Here is a 17,396-nt window from a genome sequence, read left to right as displayed (position 1 = left end):
TAATCGTTTGCGCAGTATTGGCTGCCTCGGTCGCTATGGACAATCACGCCGGTAGGAAAGCTTCGGCGGAATAATGCCATCCTCAAAGCGTCACAAACAAGCTCCGATGTCATTCTGCTTGCCATCGACCACCCCACCACCGCGCGAGAGTAAAGGTCAATAATTACAGCCAGATAGAGCCATCCTTCGTTGGTGTACAGATACGTGATATCGCCAGCCCACTTCAGGTTCGGCGCATTTGCAGTAAAGTTCTGCTCTAGCAAATTAGGGGCGACTGGATGCTTGTGGTTGCATATGGATATGATCTATACAACACTCCGCTTCCAGAATATTCACACTTTTCCATTCACATAGCTTTCAGCAACTACCACCCACGACTATTGCTTTCGAGGCTTGTGGCGGTGCACACTGGCTCGGACGTCTTTGTCAACAGTTTGAGCATCAAGTTAAAATCATCCCCCAGAGTATGTAAAGCCGTACGTCAAAGGCAATAATAACGACTTTATTGATGCCGACGTGATAGCTGAGACAGCCGGACGGGCATCAATGCGCTTTGTCGCGGTAAAAACAGAAGCGACACAGATTGTCAGCCTTGCATCACGTGCGACAAGGTTTTATCAAAGGCCACCCTAAAAGAAAAAATGCCAGTCGGTAAAATCGACTGGCATTTTCATGTTTAGAGGAACGTTTTAATTTTGTTCTTCTTTCTTCGTATTAGAATTTCACACTCGCGCTAAATTCGAAATAACGAGGTGTTTGGTAAGCTCTTGCCGCACCATAGTACGGATCCGCTACACCAGGCTCTCCTAATTCAGCGTATTCATAATTACGAATTGTGGCCGAAGAATCAAATACGTTATAGATGTTTGCTTTTAGTGTTACATCTAAGTCTTGGCTAACTTCCCATATATAAGACGCTGATAAGTCAACACGATATACCCAATCAGTACGGCCATCACTACCACGTGGGTTATAATCGAATGTGCCGTCTTCATTTTGCGTATAGTAAGTATCGCCATAAGGAGGCAGGCTGTAAGGCGTTGCAACACCAAATTTCGTTTTAGGACGACCAGACTCGATGCTAAGGTTAGCACCTAACGTGAGATTTTCTGTCACGCTATAAGCGCCAAAGACCTTAAACATATGTCGACGGTCATTAGGTAAATTACCGTATGCACCATCCATCAGCTCTGGGAAGTCAAAATCTTGAGTTAGCCCAGCATCACCCTGAGCGTTATCTGATTTAACTAAGCCTTCAAGGTTACCGTAGCTGTGAGACCAAGTATAAGTGAAGTCAGCAGTCCAATCATCCGCCCAACTACGACTTAATGTTAAGTCTAAAGCATAATAGGTACGTTCAGCCTTTGGATATCCCAGCTCATCTCCTGAAATCGTGACCATCTCATAATCACCATTACCAGTAGTATCTACACTGACCCTAATATCCTCTCCAGGGTTAGCTAGAATATAGACGTTAGAAGAAGGGGTATAGCCATAGGTTTCTTCAATCCAACTATCAATAGTTAAATCGTCAATAGCACCGTTAAGTTTACGTTGTGTTCCTTTGACTCCCCATGACCAGTTATCATCAATCATAGCTTGATAGCCAACGATGATTTCATCTTGGTACATAGGATCTAGATCCTGGTCCACAATTTCATTGGTATTTGGTACGACACCATCAGCGTTATACTGATTTGGTCCAATCTGGGCACCGAGTATAGGTGTTGGTACGTTTACACCGTTAATCAACTCGTCTTGGGTACCTTCGAGTACGTAATACTGATATACATCATACTCGTTACCCGCAAGGCGCACGTTGGTATTACTTGCAATAGGCAGGAAGTAGCGGCCAATGTTAGCAAACAGTTTTGACTCTCCATCCCCGTTGATGTCCCATGATGCCCCAATACGAGGAGCAATCATGTCGTCAATTTTAGCAAAACTGTCCCCTTCGGAATTCATGTTATCAAATGAGTCCCAGCGTAAGCCTAAACTCAACGTCAGATCGTCAGTAACAGTCCATGTATCCTCAAGGTATACAGCTTGGGAGTCTACTTTAAAGTTGCCACCTACTGTACGTAAACGTGAGCGCGCATATTGAGTGACGCCAGTTGGGGTTGTTGCTTTGTTTGGTAGGAGGGTTCCGACTGTTGGGTTGGCAACATCGTAGTAAGACCAGTAAACACCTCCTGGACCTGAGTAGAATTGCTGAGATGTGGAGGTATTTTTTTCAAGGTCATAACCAAAACTTATTACGTGATTATTTGAAACAGCCCATTCAAAATCTGCCCTAAACTCCTTCCGTTCATCACTACCTTCCTCTAAATTATAGTCGGCAGTTGAAGCACACCCCGGATAAGTGCGTGTTGCATCCTCACGGTTGTCAATATATAGGTTACAAATTGTTGAATTACTACTTAAAGTTGTTAGATTATATTTGTTTACACCGTAAGTTAATTTAGCTGTAAACGTATCGGTTAATTGACCTGTGTAGGTAAATACATAGTTATCCCCACCAGCATTTTCTGTCGCAGTCGAGAGATAGTCCCATGCTCCTGCATCGGTTTTGTTGAAGCTGTCTGTTTCTTCATCATTTTTGTCTGAAAATGCTAAAAATTCTAATGTGTGGTTTTCAGCAATGTTCCAGTCTAACTTTAAGCCCCAGAATGGGTTGTCCGACGACACTTCCTGCTTACCAAACCCTTCTTGGGTGATTTGTTCTTGGCTTGTACTACGGGGTTGATACATAGCGTAGAAAAACAGTTTGTCTTTGATGATAGGACCGGAAGCATAGACGTTGCCTTCGATGTTGTCATACTTGTCACCTGAATTGTCAATGTATAGATCGCCATTAGACAGATAGCTATTTGGTGACTGTTCACGCAGTGCATCTGGGCGCCAAAGGACGTTGCCGCCAAATTCCCAGTCGTTGCTACCACGTTTAACTACAGCATTGACAACCCCGCCAGTTGAACGGCCAAACTCAGCACCGTAACCACCAGTTTTGACTTCAAACTGCTCATAAAAATCAAAAGGTACATTCGAAAAACCAAGGCCGTTACGGAAGTTTGTAACATTTAGACCGTTAATATAGAAAGCATTCTCCGCTACCGATGCGCCGCCGAAAGACGCATAGTTACCAAAGCGATCATCACCTCGTGTAGTGCCCGGTGCTAGCAATGCGACACTTGTAATGTCTTTGGGGATTGGTAAACGTTGAATTTCTGCCTGAGAAATCACTAACGACGATTCTGAGGACGTGGTGTCAATAACTGCTACTCTGCTACCTACAACAGACAAGCGCTCCATGCCTGCCATATCCATAACTGCTGTAACTTCTGAGCTGCCACCGATAGTGACTACCACATCATCTATGACCTTTTCGCTGTAGCCTTCAGCAGTTACCGTAAGGGTGTAGTTACCGATAGGTAATCGTGGTAAGCGGTACTTTCCGCTAGAATCGGTAGTGATAGTACGTGTCAAGCCCGTAGACTTATTTTTTATCACGATAGATGCATTGCTGAGCGGAGCTTCTGTTTGAGTTAATACGCTACCTTGGATGGTACCGTCGGTATTACTGGCAGCAAACGTGGGAACACTTAGTGTGAACATAGCAGACACTGATGCAGCGATCAGCGAACGCCTAAAATTTTTTTTCATCATTTCTTTAACCTTCCTTGCGGCAAAATTTTTTGTAATATTTTTGTTAACACGGGGTCTTTTGTGACACCGTATTTATCATTTTACACACATATAAAAACATAATTCAACATTTGTTAAACATGTGAGCTCGTGCAAGCTAAAGTAGGCCTGCTGAGTGACAAAAGTCAGATGGAAGGAAAAGAGGTATTTAGGCAATCGATTATCAACTAATGAAAATCTGTACTTAATGTGAGGCTAAGTGGTTGCCCAGTCATGTATTGGTGATTTAGATAACTTGGTATGATGCTGAATCATTTGCCAAAGATGGTGAGATTGTGCCACGTGGCTCAATGGGGCGTACGCCAAACACTTGGAACTTGGATTTGTCACTGCAGTATATTCTAGAGCTTGAATCTACAGACATTACCTTCCGTGCCGACGTGTTTAACATTTTCAATAATGATGAAGTTACCGAAGTGAACGAAGTTGCGGAAATCTATGATGGCTATGATTCATCTCGTGGTGATATCTATCTTGGTGCTCCTAACCCAGATTATCTGTTACCTACAAATTATCAAACCCCTCGTTACGTAAGATTGAGTGCTAGCATTAAGTTCTAAGGTGTATTGCTGCTAATCCTAATTATTGGCAGTATATTTACTCAAAAAATGCCCAACTTAATGTTGGGCATTTTTATATGGCATATTTGGCAAGGTTAGTTGTACTGCTATGATTTATTAAAAAACGCTAGATGGGTTGGGTTAACCATCTAGCGTTTTTGATTGCTTGAATGCTCAGATTATGACGTTCGGTTAGAAGCGTGCACTAAGTGAGAACTCAACATAGCGTGAACACTACCATCGTAGGCTGCACAGGACGAGAGTATGAGTGCTCACTATTTCATCAGGCTGATGATTAACTGGTCTTCGTATCATTTTTGAACAGCACAAACCGTATAATTTCAAAACGAAAACTGTTTACATTCCGATCGGTCTTTGTTTGATAAACGTTCGGGATCTCACCTTGGTAGGCTGCACCTTAGTGTTGGTTAACAACACCAACATCCGATTCATAGTGCTCGTTCTGCGATACAGCCTCTTTAATGTTCAGAATATTAAATGCCACTGCATAGCGCAGTTATGAAATTAAAAAGGCGTAACAAATGCTACGCCTTTGAGTGCATACTAAAATTTAATAATTTTAGAACTTGATGCTAGCACTAAACTCCATGTAACGAGGAGTTTGGTATGCTGCAACGGCATCGTAGTAACCGTAAGCTAAGCCAGGTTCACCATCTTCGGCTGTTTCAACTCGGCGAATTTCAGCATGAGAGTTAAATACGTTGTAGATGTTGGCTTTTAGGATCACGTCTAAATCGTCTGCCACTTCCCATACATAAGAAGCTGACAAATCTAAACGATAGGTCCAGTCTGTGCGTCCTGCACTACCACGAGGGTTTTTGGTATAAGTGCCATCCTCGTTCATGGTGTAATAGGTATCGCCATAATCCGGAACACCTTCAGGGCTACCAACACCCAATTTGTTCAATGGACGACCGGATTCAATACTTAAATTAGCACCTACACTCAAATCATCAGTAACTGCATATGAACCATACAGTTTGAACATGTGGCGACGGTCGTTTGGCAAGTTACCATAAGCGCCATCCATCAGAATTGGATAGTCAAAATCTTGGGTTGCGCCGGCATCGTCTTGACCATTATCAGATTTTACCAAACCTTCAGTATTACCGTATGAGTGGGACCATGTGTAGGTAAAGTTGAACGCCCAGTCTTCACGCCATGCTCTATCCAGCGTTAAGTCAACAGCATAATACTTACGCTCTCCTTCAGGATAGCCCAATGCCGAACCAGGAATTGTCACCATTTCGTTTGGCGTGTAATTGTCAGAGTTACAAGTGGTGTCAACTTTTACGGTTAGATCTTTGCCTGGGTTACCTAGTACAAAGTTATCTGTTCCATCTTGGCAACCGTAGGTTGCTTCTAGGTACTGGCCAATACTAAAATCGTCAAGTGTACCTTTTAGTTCACGTTGTGTACCTTTAACTCCCCAAGACCAGTCCTCATCGAGCATACCTTGGTAGCCAATGATGATTTCATCTTGATACATTGGGTCAATATCTTGATCCACAGCAGCTTCAGTATCAGGAATTGAACCGTCTTTAGTAACTTGATCTGGACCAATTTGGTCACCAAGGATTGGCAGTGGAATTTGTTTACCGAGGATTTCGGTATCTTGGGTACCTTGCAACGCATAGTAACGTCTTACGTCAAATTCGTTACCTGCAGAACGTACGTTGGTATTATTGGCAACTGGCAGATAGTAACGGCCATAGTTAGCAAATAATTTCGAGTTACCATCGCCATTAATATCCCATGAAGCGCCAAGACGTGGGGCAAACATATCATCGATCTTGATGAAACTGTCGCCATTAGCATTCATGTTATCAAATGAATCCCAGCGAACTCCCAAAGATAAAGTAACGTTATCGGTAACTCGCCATTGATCTTCTAAGTAAATTGCTTGAGATTTAGTTTCAAAATTACCGTTAACAGAATATTCGCGTGACATCGCATACTGGGTTAAGCCAACAGGAGTAGTTACTCCATTGGCTAAAGGTGCACCTACAGATGGGTCATTTACGTCATAGTACATCCAGTACATGCCACCGGGGCCTGAATAAGATGTATCACTGAAGGATGAATTTTTCTCTAAGTCATAACCAAAACGTAGCGTGTGCTCCATGCCGATAAGCCATTCAAAATCGGCACGAAATTCCTTACGTTCGTCCTCGCCTCGTTCTACAAAATAGTCTGCAGAGCTTGCACAACCAACATCTGTCACGGTACCGCCGCGGCGATCGTAGATCAGGTTACACTCAGAGCTTAAGTTACTGTCTGAGGTCAGATTACGTTTGTTGACACCATAAGTTACTTTCGCGGTGAAATCATCGGTTAATTGGCCTGTGTAGGTGGCAACCCAGTTGGTACCGCCCGATTTATCTGACGCTACGATTGGGCTTTCTTCGCCAACAGTACTTGTTTCATAATCGTAATCATATGAATGGGTTTTGGCATCATCATCATCAGAAAATGCTAAAAATTCGAGGGTATGGTTGTCTGCAATGTTCCAGTCGAGTTTTAAACCCCAAAAAGGATTGTCTGCTTTCTGACGTTCTAGAGTTGCACCGTAACTGGTCACACCTTCGGTTTTATCTGTCTGAGGCTGGTACATGGCAAAGAAAAACAGTTTGTCTTTAACTAATGGACCAGAAGCGTATACGTTGCCACGTAGGTTATTTTGATAGTCGGCGTTGTTACCGATGTATAAATCACCGTCTTTTGTGTAGCTGTCAGGAGCATCCGCTCTTAAAGAATCCGGACGATAATAGACGTTTGCACCAAATTTCCATTCATTCGTACCGCGCTTAACTACAGCATTGACGACACCGCCAGTAGCACGGCCAAATTCTGCGGAATAACCGCCTGTTTTTACTTCGAATTGATCGTAAAAATCGAATGGGACATTAGAGAAGCCTACACCATTACGGAAGTCAGTAACGTTAAGGCCATTGATGTAGTATGAGTTTTCAGCGACAGATGAGCCACCAAATGAAGCCAAATTACCGAAACGGCTATCACCACGAGTCGTGCCCGGTGCAAGTAGAGCTACGCTGGTCACATCTTTTGGTACAGGCATACGTTCAATTTCAACTTGGCTCATTACCATGGAGGCTTCTGAAGACGTTGTGTCAATTGAGGAAATACGGCTGCCTACAACGGCAAGACGTTCCATACCTGTTTGGTTTAGTACCGAGGTTACATTAGAATTACTACCAATTGTAACACTAACGTCATCTTGTACTTTACTGTCATAACCCGCAGCGTTAACGGTGATTGAGTATTTACCGATGGGTAATCTCATCGCCTGATAGCGGCCATTTTCATCCGTAGTAAGAACACGAGTTAAGCCTGTTTCTGTATTTTTGATGGTAATAGTTGCATTAGTAAGTGGAGCATCATTGGCTGATACAACTTCACCACGAATTGCGCCATCAGTATTACTGGCTGCAAATGCTGGCGTACTTAAGGCGAATAATGCAGACACTGAAGCTGCTAAGATCGTCCGCCGAAAAGTTGCTTGTTTCATCATTAACCTTCCTTGAAATAGTAAAGTGTGTTAACTTTGTGTTAAAACTTGTTTTTTTTGTTGAGTTTTTATTTTTAACCCACTTAACTAATTACATTAACGGGTTAAATGTTTCAATGATGAATTTATTGTGTTCATACGTTAAATGATTGGTTTTGGTGCGGGGTGATTGTTTATGTGGCAGGCCATTGTGTGCGCGAACCCTGCTGCTAGCAGGGTTCGCAAAGATGTTACAAATTCTCAGAGAAACAGATTATTGTTCTGTTGTAATTGTAAGCTCTTGTTTCAAATTATCCGCGTGGTCGACTTTATCCATCATCCACAGGATATAACGGATATCCACATGTACTGCGCGTGTTATTGAAGTGTTAAAGAACCAGTCTTTAGTAATTGCCTCATAAGTAGAATCAAAGTTTAGGCCGATTAATTCACCGTTGCCGTTTAACACAGGAGAGCCGGAGTTGCCGCCAGTGGTGTCGACACTTGATAAAAAGTCGACGGGCACTGAGTTGAACTGTTCTGGTTCAGCATCACATGAGAATAGGCGACACAACCAAGAGCGATTGTCGGGATATACGCTTTTGACGAGGTGATCACCAAAGCGACGCTCTTTGATGGCATCAAGCAATTTTTGCGGTGAGTTATACGGGGCGATGCCAGTATTTTTTTCTAAAATCCCTTCTACCCGAGTGAATGGCTGTTTGTAGACGGCATCGCGAGATTGATAACCATCGACTTTACCGTAGCTGATCCGCAGCGTGCCGTTAGCATCTGGGTAAACTGGTTTCCCTTGGGCTTGGTTATACGCAATGATTGCGGCCATATACGCTGGGCGAGCCACCGATAGTTCCCCCGCTAACTGCTTGTGTTGTTGTTCCAGCTGCATATTGGTGTCATACAGCTTTACCGCGAGCTGAATGAATGGGTCATCAGACTGTTCAAATGCCGCGGGTGATTGCTGCATCCACGCTAGGCGCTTGGCTTGGTCGGTGAGTTCGCTGCGTTGATAAAGTCGGTCCACCAGTTGTGGTAGTTCTTGGGTATCCTGTGCAGCTAACCACTGGTCAAACGCCGCTATGCGTGCATCTTGTTGTATGTATGCTTCAAGATCCATCAGCCATAGCTGTTTATCCACGCTGGGTGCAAACGATGAATCGATGCGTTTCAAGCGCGAGGCGAACATGTCGAGGTCGCGTGTTTGATAGCCTGGTTCACGTTCAGCATCCGGTTTTTGTTGCTCTTTAGCGAGACGATAAAGCCGAATAGCGGTGTCTAGCAGCGTTGACGAACTCACATTGTCAAAGAAGAACTCTTGCTGATAGGCTTGTTGTTGCTGGCTTAATAGTTGTTCGAGCGTGTCGATTTGCTGTAATGCAACATCATTCTTTTGTTGCTTCAGCCAAGCAATAAAGGCTTGCTGTTGTTGCTGACGGATCCCCAAAATATCGGTTTTGTGAAACCCATCAAGCAGACCATTGAGCTTCTTCATGCGGTTGGCCATGCTCGCCATCGTGCCCGCGTAGCGGATTTCGAGCGCTTTATCGGCATTACCCATTTCGGTGATTGTGTTAATGCGCGCTTGGTAACGGCTGGCTTGTTGTGGATATTCCCATTCGCTGGCAAATTTGAGTTCCGATGGCAGTTTATAGCGGCTAGTCCGGCCCGGATATCCCGCCACAAAAACACCGTCACCCGCTTTGACACCATTGCTGTTAATTTTTAGATAGCTCTTTGGCTCATAGGGGACGTTATCTTCACTGTAGGGCGCTGGTTGCCCATCTTTGCCCACGTAGGCGCGTAAAAAAGAGAAATCGCCGCTGTGACGAGGGAATTCGTAGTTGTCGATATCACCACCAAAGGCGCCGATGCTTTCTGCTGGTGCATACACTAAGCGTACGTCGCGGATCATCAATTGTTTGATGAGATAGTATTCCAATCCATCATGAAAACTACGCACACTACAGCGATAATTATCTGAACTTTCGCAGGTTTTTACTAATACTTTACTGCGATCTTCAATGGTTTGATAACGAGCTAATGCGGCATCAGGCAACCCGTCAGTCACCTCTTTGGTGACGTTTTTGACATCTTCCGTCACATATAACCGCTCATTCGGGCCAGCCGAGGGTTCTTCATCCATTGAGCGCGCTAGAAAGCCTTCATTCATGTAATCATGTTCGGCGCTGGAGTTATACTGAATGGCTCGAAAAGCGCAGTGATGATTAGTGACTACTAAGCCTTTTGGCGAAACAAAACTGGCGGTACAATACCCCAGCCCAACTACGGCATTCATCGGATATTGACTAAGATCCGCCAGTTGTTTTGCGGGAATGGTGATGCCGCTTTCCTTGAGCTTGTCCGCGATTGAAGGCATTTGGTAAGGTTGCCACTGACCTTCATCCGCGATAGATGCACAAGATGACAGTGCCAGTGCTACAGCCAGAGCGATACGCATGAGCTTTCCTTATGTGTTGAATCCATGGTGAAGCCATTGGAGTTATTTGTATCAACAATTAGTCGCCGATTTTATAACACGTTTTACCCATCAATTGGAGATTCAGAAACGCTATGCCACAGCCTGCTGCTTTCAGCTCACGTGACAAACGTAAAGACGCGCAAACCGAAGCGTTGAAATTGCCACCTCATTCCATAGAAGCAGAGCAATCTGTATTGGGGGGCTTGATGCTGGATGCCGAAGCATGGGACAAAGTTGCAGAAGCCGTGGTGCGAGAAGATTTTTACTCGCGCGCTCACAAGTTGATTTTTAGTGCCATGCAGAGTCTGACCGAGCAAGGTCAGCCCATCGACTTAATTACTGTATCTGAGCAGCTTGAGCTGACCGACGAGTTGGAAGATGCAGGTGGGTTTGCTTACCTCGGTGAGATTGCCAAAAACACCCCGAGTGCCGGTAATATTCTGTCCTACGCCTCAATCGTGCGTGAACGTGCCGTGGTGCGTGAGATGATCCGCGTTGCTCATGAGATTGCTGATGCGGGCTATAACCCAGAGGGGCGTGATTCCAGCGCGTTGCTCGACCTTGCGGAAACGAAAGTCTTTAAGATTGCCGAGCAACGTGCCAATGCCAATGAGGGCCCAGAAGGGATTAAGACCATTCTGGAAAAGACGGTCGATAAGATTGAGCAACTATATAACAACCCGCATAACGGTGTGACCGGGGTTTCTTCTGGTTTTGGTGATCTCGACAAGATGACCGCCGGTTTCCAATCGGGCGATTTGGTGATTGTAGCGGCACGTCCGTCTATGGGGAAAACCACCTTTGCGATGAACCTGTGTGAAAATGCGGCGCTCAGTGAAGACAAACCTGTACTGATTTTCAGTTTAGAGATGCCGTCAGAACAGATCATGATGCGTATGTTGGCGTCGGTCGGTCGCGTCGACCAAACCCGTATTCGTACTGGTCAGTTGGATGATGACGATTGGGCGCGTGTATCGTCTACCATGGGATTGATGCTCGAAAAGGGCAAAATGTACATTGACGACAGCTCTGGTTTGACGCCAACCGAAGTACGTAGCCGCGCGCGACGTATTGCGCGGGAATATGGCGGGCTATCGATGATCATGGTCGACTATTTGCAGTTGATGCAGGTGCCCGCACTGGCTGACAACCGTACCCTAGAAATTGCCGAGATCTCGCGCTCGCTTAAAGCGTTGGCAAAAGAGTTAGAGATCCCCGTTATCGCACTATCACAGCTCAACCGCTCACTTGAACAGCGTGCCGACAAGCGCCCTGTTAACTCGGACTTGCGTGAATCAGGCTCTATTGAGCAGGATGCTGACTTAATTATGTTTATCTATCGTGATGAGGTCTATCACGATGACTCACCCGATAAAGGCACCGCCGAAATTATTATCGGTAAACAGCGTAACGGTCCGATTGGTCGCGTGCGCTTAACCTTCCAAGGTAAATTCTCACGCTTTGACAATTATGCTGGTCCGCAATTTGAAGAGGATTAGCATTGAGATGTTCAAGTGCGGCATGGCCGCACTTATTAGTATGTAATGAAGGGATAAATTGAAACCTTTTCCAAGAGCTGAAATCAGCCGCCAGGCACTACAGCACAACCTGACGCGTCTTCGTGAAGTTGCTCCCCACAGTAAAATAATGGCTGTTGTTAAAGCTAATGGGTACGGTCATGGCCTACTTAATGTGGCCCAATGTGTCAGTGATGCCGACGGCTTTGGACTCGCGCGTTTAGAAGAAGCATTGCAACTGCGTAATGGTGGAGTTAATGCCAAGCTTTTGTTGTTAGAAGGTTTTTTTAGAGCAGAAGATTTACCTTTGTTGGTTGAACATCACATTGATACCGTGGTACATCACCAGTTTCAGATTGAGATGTTGGAGCAAGCGGAGCTTACCGAACCGGTAACCGTGTGGATGAAAATAGACAGTGGCATGCACCGTTTAGGTTTCTCCCCTGCGCAGTTTGCCGAGGTTTATGAGCGTTTAAACCGCTGCGCGAATGTCGCTAAACCTGTTAATTTCATGAGTCATTTCGCTCGTGCAGATGAACCAGAGCAACCGCATACGCTGCAGCAACTGAGCATTTTTGAGCGCCTAGTACGTGAACTCCCCGGAGAGCGGACATTGGCAAACTCCGCCGGTGTATTGTTTTGGCCTGAGAGCCAAAAAGAGTGGGTGAGACCGGGAATCGCGCTTTACGGCGTATCACCAGTTAATGGCGATAACGGCCCGAAACATGGCCTGATACCTGCGATGACATTAGTGTCGGAGCTCATCGCTGTTAGACCACACAAAGCCGGCGATCCGGTGGGCTATGGTGGTTATTGGACGGCGGAACGTGATACCACCTTGGGCGTAGTCGCCATTGGTTATGGTGATGGCTATCCTCGTAATGCGCCCGCAGGCACTCCGGTATTTATCAACGGCCGTAAGGTGCCTGTGGTCGGGCATGTTTCTATGGACATGCTAACCGTTGATCTTGGCCCTAATGCGCAAGATCGCGTAGGGGACAGTGCGGTACTATGGGGGCGTGAACTGCCAGTGGAAGAGGTGGCGGAAAAGATTGGCACTATCTCTTATGAGCTAGTGACCAAACTTACTCCGCGTGTGGCGGTCTGTCTCGAATAATTACTAAGCTTTTTCAAAGCAGATTTCGATGTAAGCCATACCGTATGGCGAAGCAAACGGCACAATAATTTTTTTGCCGTTTGCTTTATGTGAGATGGTATGGCCTGGCCCAGATACTACCGCAGGTGTTGCCATATCGAATTCGTAGCCCTTCTCTGATAACAGCTTTTTCGCGCCACCAGTTACCATATTGGTGAGCTCGCCCACTAAATCCGACACCTCTTCATTAATGGTACCAGGATTCTCTCCCAGCATTTTTTGCATTATTTCTAATATTAAGCCCTTCTCGAACGTTATCGACATCGAGCCTCTGGTCTGCGCACCAACCATGCCCATCAGCCCCGAAACATCCCCTTTGGCATAGTGATCCGTCTTCAGCTGTGGCTTGCCAGGGGTAAGTTTTAGACTGGCCATTGTGGTAGTGACGTTCAATAGCGCACTAAGAAAAGGGTTAATAAATTCTACATTCATAAGCGACGACACCTTGTCTCATTAAGTAATAATCTAACGGGCGTCTAACTAGCTTAGTTCAGTGTTATTGATAGTGTGAGATAGCGAGGAATGTTTTTTACAGCAACACAAGATAGCTGTAGCTAAGCGATGCTTAGACGTTAATTGGCTTGAATATTCGCTATTGGGGGAGGTGGAAAACTTGCGTGTGGCCCCTGAACGGGGAAAGCATTGAATGCTCTGACAGGTGATACCTGAAAGGATGGATATTATTTACTGTTTGTTTTTGCAGGTTTTTTACGAGCGTTTTGCAAGTACAAGTGATAGTAGTTTTGCATACCGTAAACCATGATGTTCTCCTTAATTTTTTCTAGCAAGTCGCAACGTTATTTGTTGCAAATGCTGGCACATGTTGAGGTTTATTCTCAGTTGCTACTTTGTTGTTAGTGGCAACAGCTTTAGTTGATTTTACTGCCTTACGAGCTGGACGTTCATAGTACAGGTAGGCGTAGTTTTGGGCACCGTATACCATAATGTTCTCCTTTGGTTGAAAGTTAATTTCTTTTGTTGCGCTAATTATAGGCATATTTGTGCGCTACAGCAATATTTTAATGTAAAAAAATTACAGAAATGAATGTTTTTACATAAGTATATGAACTGTAAATGTTTTATTTTAAAAATCGCTATATCTTACCTAGGTATTGGTTTTTTATGGCAGTTTCTCATGTGATTTAATTACATTTATCGTAGTTGTTGATGAAAAATGTAATTGTATTACATTTTGCCGGTGCGGTGCGGTGCGGTGCGGTGCGGTGCGGTGCGGTGCGGTGCGGTGCGGAGTTAGTAAAATATCCATAAGTAGGATGACCTTGCTACCGTCAATTCATTGGAATGGGTATGTTGAGTGGTGAATCGCCGCTACTTCTCTAGACGACTTTTTGCATTGCTGCTGTGGTAGGGGGAAGTCGCTCACAATGAGTGATTAGGCGGGTATTCGCATCGCAGACTATCACTTTGCACTATCTACTATTTGTGGCAAAAATATTGGCTTGTAAGGACCGATTTCAGATAATAAGTGCGCTTCTCTATGCGTTAGCGCCTTGCTTTCCTTCCTCGAGAGTTTAAACGGTCTAGATGTCTGGTTCTTCATGCCACAGTTGGCGCCAAACTGTGTGATTTCTGGTGTAGCGGAACTTGAACTTCACCTTGATAGTGAGCGTGTTACGCTTGTGTATGTTGGCAAACGCTATTTCATGATAGTGATTTGCAATCCCTTATCGAAAAACCTGCGCCGCGCAAAAAAATTCCATTGTTACCGGCGTAGTATGGCGAGTGAAGTTGTTAACAATGGAAGATTGGTCTGCTCATGGATACTGTCTCGCTACAATTGACTGATGACGGTTCGCACACTTTGTACAATGTAGAACTTAACGAAACTTACCACTCGAATAATGGCGCCATCGCGGAGTCCGAATATGTGTTTATTCGCAGTGGCTTCGATGCGCAGCTACCCAATTGCTCGAAGACGTTCTCAATTCTGGAAGTTGGCTTTGGGACGGGGTTAAATGCGCTAATGACCTTAGGGCATATCTGCCAAAGACAACTTGCAGAAGCACTACCGGATATTAGCTACGTATCATTAGAGCCGTTTCCTATTGACAATCAGCTCATCGCGCGTCTCAACTATCCCGCAATCTTACCAAGCGTGTATGCACCACTATTTCAGCAGATCCATCAGGCAGAATGGGAGCAACCTACACAACTGCAAGCTGGCTTTATCTTAACTAAGGTTAATAGCACATTGGAGCGTTATATCGCATCAGCCGCTAGCTTCGATCTGATCTATTTTGATGCTTTTGCACCAAATAAACAGCCCGAAGTATGGGGCTTAAGTAATCTCATGAAGTGTTTTGCCTTGCTGAAGCCTAGTGGCCTGTTGGTTTCGTACTGTGCTAATGGTCAGTTCAAGCGAAACTTGAAAGCGGCAGGTTTTACGGTGAAAGCGCACCCTGGCGCGTTAGGAAAGCGAGAAATGACCAGAGCTTGGAAACCGAATACTGCTGATATTGCTACTGTTTTGAGTGGGGAGTCACAATTTTGTGGGGAATTTACACAGAATAAAATGACAGAGATGGACAAACGAATGTAACTATTTATTATTGTTGTCGGGCTCATTTATATCGTGGGGGCGATTTAAATGACTTGCCCACCTCTGTCGAAACTTCAGCAGATCACTTTTATTGTTAATCTTTGCCTAGCATGTGATCTGCTGCTTTTCCTTCCTTTCGCTTCCTTGTTTTCGGCAACATCCTCGTCACCGTATTGATATTCCTTTAAATAAAAACCGACCTAAGTGAACTTAGAAGTAGCGCATTGTTATTATTTTCAGCACATTTTCCATCGTTGGGGGCGATAACAAGGTGTTTAGCCCACTCAAGTCGTAAAACTGGTTGAGTCAATCTCTGCTCAACCTTGCCTCAGTGTCCTACCGAAGGCATCGTATAAAAATGACAAGATTAAACGTAGAGAAGCGCGAATTTGGGGAGCACACTTTCATCTATCGTTGGGGGCGATAACACAAGGTTCAGTTTAATCTTGCCTAAAACGTTGCTACATCGATACCAAGCGTTTTAGCGAGGTCATCAATGCGGCGAAACCATGCTCTTGTATATTATGTGCGGCGGATTTTTGTTCAGCAGTCCACATAAAAAGTGTTTTGGTTGGCAGACCATATTGTCTTGCCACATCGAAATGTAATTTGCCCAAGGAGATGTCGCTTAGCGCTTTAGATTTGATACTCATGTCTGTCATATCTGTCTCCCGTTACATTGCCCAAAACATCAGAGCGACTAATCTACGTCCCACTGGCTAACACCCAAGTGTTGAAGCTCGCTCCAACACTGCCGACAATCTCTCAAGAATCCGAATAGATGTTTCATTCATTCCTCCTTGCCGAAGTGGTTTCACATTTATATATGTAAGAAGCGTGCCAATTTTTAATGTTTATTTTTTCCCATTAAAAACATACGGTAACGAGATCGTAGTAAAAATAGCGTAATTGAGATGAGTGCCATCGATGTGCATGGCGAACCAAATTGGTGCAGCCACTCGCGATAATATGGGGCACAGCGAGGCGGCAGATGCACAGGTCAACATTACCTGCCTCGCTATAATATAAGGGCAACTGAATGGTGACTGAATCTATTGTGTTTAGCTAATGAAAGTGATTTGTCCGTTAGTGAGTGCCCTATATACTTTGCTTATTAGTTGGTCCTAACAAGGCACTGAATAAGCAATTAAAAGGAGATAGTGTCGTGACATTTTCAACAAAATTACTCGCAGTATCGGTGATAGCTGTGATGGCATCAGGTTGTACGACAGTCAACCCGTACACGAAAGAAGATCAAACGGCGAAAGCTGCTTCTGGCGCTGCCATTGGTGCCGTTGCTGGAGCGGTGATTGGGGTAGCGACCTCAAGCAAACATGACCGTGGTAAAGGTGCATTGATTGGCGCTGCCTCAGGCGCTGCCGTAGGCGGTGGTATCGGTTATTACATGGATGTGCAGGAAGCGAAACTGCGGCAAAAATTAGATGCGACTGGTGTGAGTGTCACCCGTAGCGGTGACAATATTGTGTTGAATATGCCCAATGAACTCACTTTTGGTGTCGATAGCTCTTCTTTGAGTGGTAAAGCACAAACTGTGCTAGATAGCGTGGCGCTGGTGGTTAATGAATATGCAAAAACCAAGCTCAATATTATTGGTCACACCGATAGTACGGGCAGTGCATCTTACAATATGCGTTTGTCGCAGGTGAGGGCATCAGCAGTGGGAAGTTATCTTATTTCACAAGGTGTGAATGGCCAGCGTATTGTGACCAATGGTGCTGGCGAAAGTCAGCCAATTGCGTCAAACAATAATGAGCAAGGTCGCGCGCAGAACCGCCGCGTAGAGATTATTCTTACTCCATTACCGCAATAAGCGCTAGCGACGTTGGGCTCACTAACAGTGAGTCCAACTTC

The 17,396-nt window shown here is 44.9% G+C and carries 10 protein-coding genes and 2 pseudogenes; 5 read left to right on the top strand and 7 right to left on the bottom strand.

Features of this window, described 5'->3' with window-relative positions; genetic code table 11:
* From ACN0TT_RS18150 to ACN0TT_RS18140, 3 genes and pseudogenes are all read right to left on the bottom strand, one after another.
* Positions 1–287, bottom strand: a pseudogene (locus ACN0TT_RS18150) (DDE-type integrase/transposase/recombinase); the annotation flags it as partial.
* A gap of 4 nt (positions 288–291) precedes the next feature.
* Positions 292–357, bottom strand: a pseudogene (locus ACN0TT_RS18145) (IS200/IS605 family transposase); the annotation flags it as partial.
* Positions 358–714: 357 nt separating this feature from the next.
* The gene (locus ACN0TT_RS18140) at positions 715–3,666 is read right to left on the bottom strand and encodes a TonB-dependent receptor (protein ID WP_417763555.1); all 2,952 of its coding nucleotides are present in this window, start codon (positions 3,664–3,666) and stop codon (positions 715–717) included.
* Between the two features lie 314 nt (positions 3,667–3,980).
* Between ACN0TT_RS18140 and ACN0TT_RS18135 the strand changes: the two genes are divergently transcribed.
* The gene (locus ACN0TT_RS18135) at positions 3,981–4,265 is read left to right on the top strand and encodes a hypothetical protein (protein WP_417763554.1); all 285 of its coding nucleotides are present in this window, start codon (positions 3,981–3,983) and stop codon (positions 4,263–4,265) included.
* 580 nt (positions 4,266–4,845) lie between these two features.
* Here ACN0TT_RS18135 and ACN0TT_RS18130 read toward each other — a convergent pair.
* Positions 4,846–7,818, bottom strand: coding sequence for a TonB-dependent receptor (locus ACN0TT_RS18130; protein ID WP_417763553.1), 2,973 nt, complete (start codon positions 7,816–7,818; stop codon positions 4,846–4,848).
* Positions 7,819–8,068: 250 nt separating this feature from the next.
* Positions 8,069–10,270, bottom strand: a complete 2,202-nt coding sequence (locus ACN0TT_RS18125) for a S46 family peptidase (protein ID WP_417763552.1) — start codon at positions 10,268–10,270, stop codon at positions 8,069–8,071.
* A gap of 113 nt (positions 10,271–10,383) precedes the next feature.
* On the opposite strand from ACN0TT_RS18125, the gene dnaB reads away from it, so the two are divergent.
* On the top strand, positions 10,384–11,790 hold the full coding sequence (dnaB, locus tag ACN0TT_RS18120) for a replicative DNA helicase (RefSeq protein WP_417763551.1): 1,407 nt from the start codon (positions 10,384–10,386) through the stop codon (positions 11,788–11,790).
* A 58-nt stretch (positions 11,791–11,848) separates the two neighbouring features.
* Positions 11,849–12,925 (top strand): alanine racemase, encoded by a 1,077-nt coding sequence (gene alr / locus ACN0TT_RS18115; RefSeq protein ID WP_417763550.1) that lies wholly within the window; start codon positions 11,849–11,851, stop codon positions 12,923–12,925.
* 3 nt (positions 12,926–12,928) lie between these two features.
* Here the strand turns inward: alr and ACN0TT_RS18110 are convergent, their stop codons facing one another.
* The gene (locus tag ACN0TT_RS18110) at positions 12,929–13,396 is read right to left on the bottom strand and encodes a chemotaxis protein CheX (protein ID WP_417763549.1); all 468 of its coding nucleotides are present in this window, start codon (positions 13,394–13,396) and stop codon (positions 12,929–12,931) included.
* Positions 13,397–14,741: 1,345 nt separating this feature from the next.
* Here ACN0TT_RS18110 and mnmD point away from each other — a divergent pair.
* The gene (gene mnmD, locus ACN0TT_RS18105; protein WP_417763548.1) at positions 14,742–15,524 is read left to right on the top strand and encodes a tRNA (5-methylaminomethyl-2-thiouridine)(34)-methyltransferase MnmD; all 783 of its coding nucleotides are present in this window, start codon (positions 14,742–14,744) and stop codon (positions 15,522–15,524) included.
* A gap of 461 nt (positions 15,525–15,985) precedes the next feature.
* Here mnmD and ACN0TT_RS18100 read toward each other — a convergent pair whose 3' ends face one another.
* Positions 15,986–16,186, bottom strand: a complete 201-nt coding sequence (locus ACN0TT_RS18100; RefSeq protein ID WP_417763547.1) for a hypothetical protein — start codon at positions 16,184–16,186, stop codon at positions 15,986–15,988.
* Between the two features lie 548 nt (positions 16,187–16,734).
* Between ACN0TT_RS18100 and ACN0TT_RS18095 the strand changes: the two genes are divergently transcribed.
* Entirely contained in the window at positions 16,735–17,355 is a 621-nt protein-coding gene (locus ACN0TT_RS18095) for an OmpA family protein (protein ID WP_417763556.1), read from the top strand.
* Positions 17,356–17,396: the final 41 nt, after the last annotated feature.

Origin of the sequence: Shewanella sp. (assembly GCF_048265805.1) — a bacterium.
GTDB lineage: Bacteria > Pseudomonadota > Gammaproteobacteria > Enterobacterales > Shewanellaceae > Shewanella.
The sequence above is the reverse complement of the archived record's forward strand: the minus strand, read 5'-3'. Positions and strand labels throughout refer to the sequence as shown.

What these genes read in the sequence shown, in the direction of transcription:
- ACN0TT_RS18140 (WP_417763555.1), bottom strand. Translation starts at nt 3,666, where the DNA reads ATGATGAAAAAAAATTTTAGGCGTTCGCTGATCGCTGCATCAGTGTCT.
- ACN0TT_RS18130 (WP_417763553.1), bottom strand. Translation starts at nt 7,818, where the DNA reads ATGATGAAACAAGCAACTTTTCGGCGGACGATCTTAGCAGCTTCAGTG.
- ACN0TT_RS18125 (WP_417763552.1), bottom strand. Translation starts at nt 10,270, where the DNA reads ATGCGTATCGCTCTGGCTGTAGCACTGGCACTGTCATCTTGTGCATCT.
- dnaB (WP_417763551.1), top strand. Translation starts at nt 10,384, where the DNA reads ATGCCACAGCCTGCTGCTTTCAGCTCACGTGACAAACGTAAAGACGCG.
- ACN0TT_RS18110 (WP_417763549.1), bottom strand. Translation starts at nt 13,396, where the DNA reads ATGAATGTAGAATTTATTAACCCTTTTCTTAGTGCGCTATTGAACGTC.
- mnmD (WP_417763548.1), top strand. Translation starts at nt 14,742, where the DNA reads ATGGATACTGTCTCGCTACAATTGACTGATGACGGTTCGCACACTTTG.
- ACN0TT_RS18100 (WP_417763547.1), bottom strand. Translation starts at nt 16,186, where the DNA reads ATGACAGACATGAGTATCAAATCTAAAGCGCTAAGCGACATCTCCTTG.
- ACN0TT_RS18095 (WP_417763556.1), top strand. Translation starts at nt 16,735, where the DNA reads ATGGCATCAGGTTGTACGACAGTCAACCCGTACACGAAAGAAGATCAA.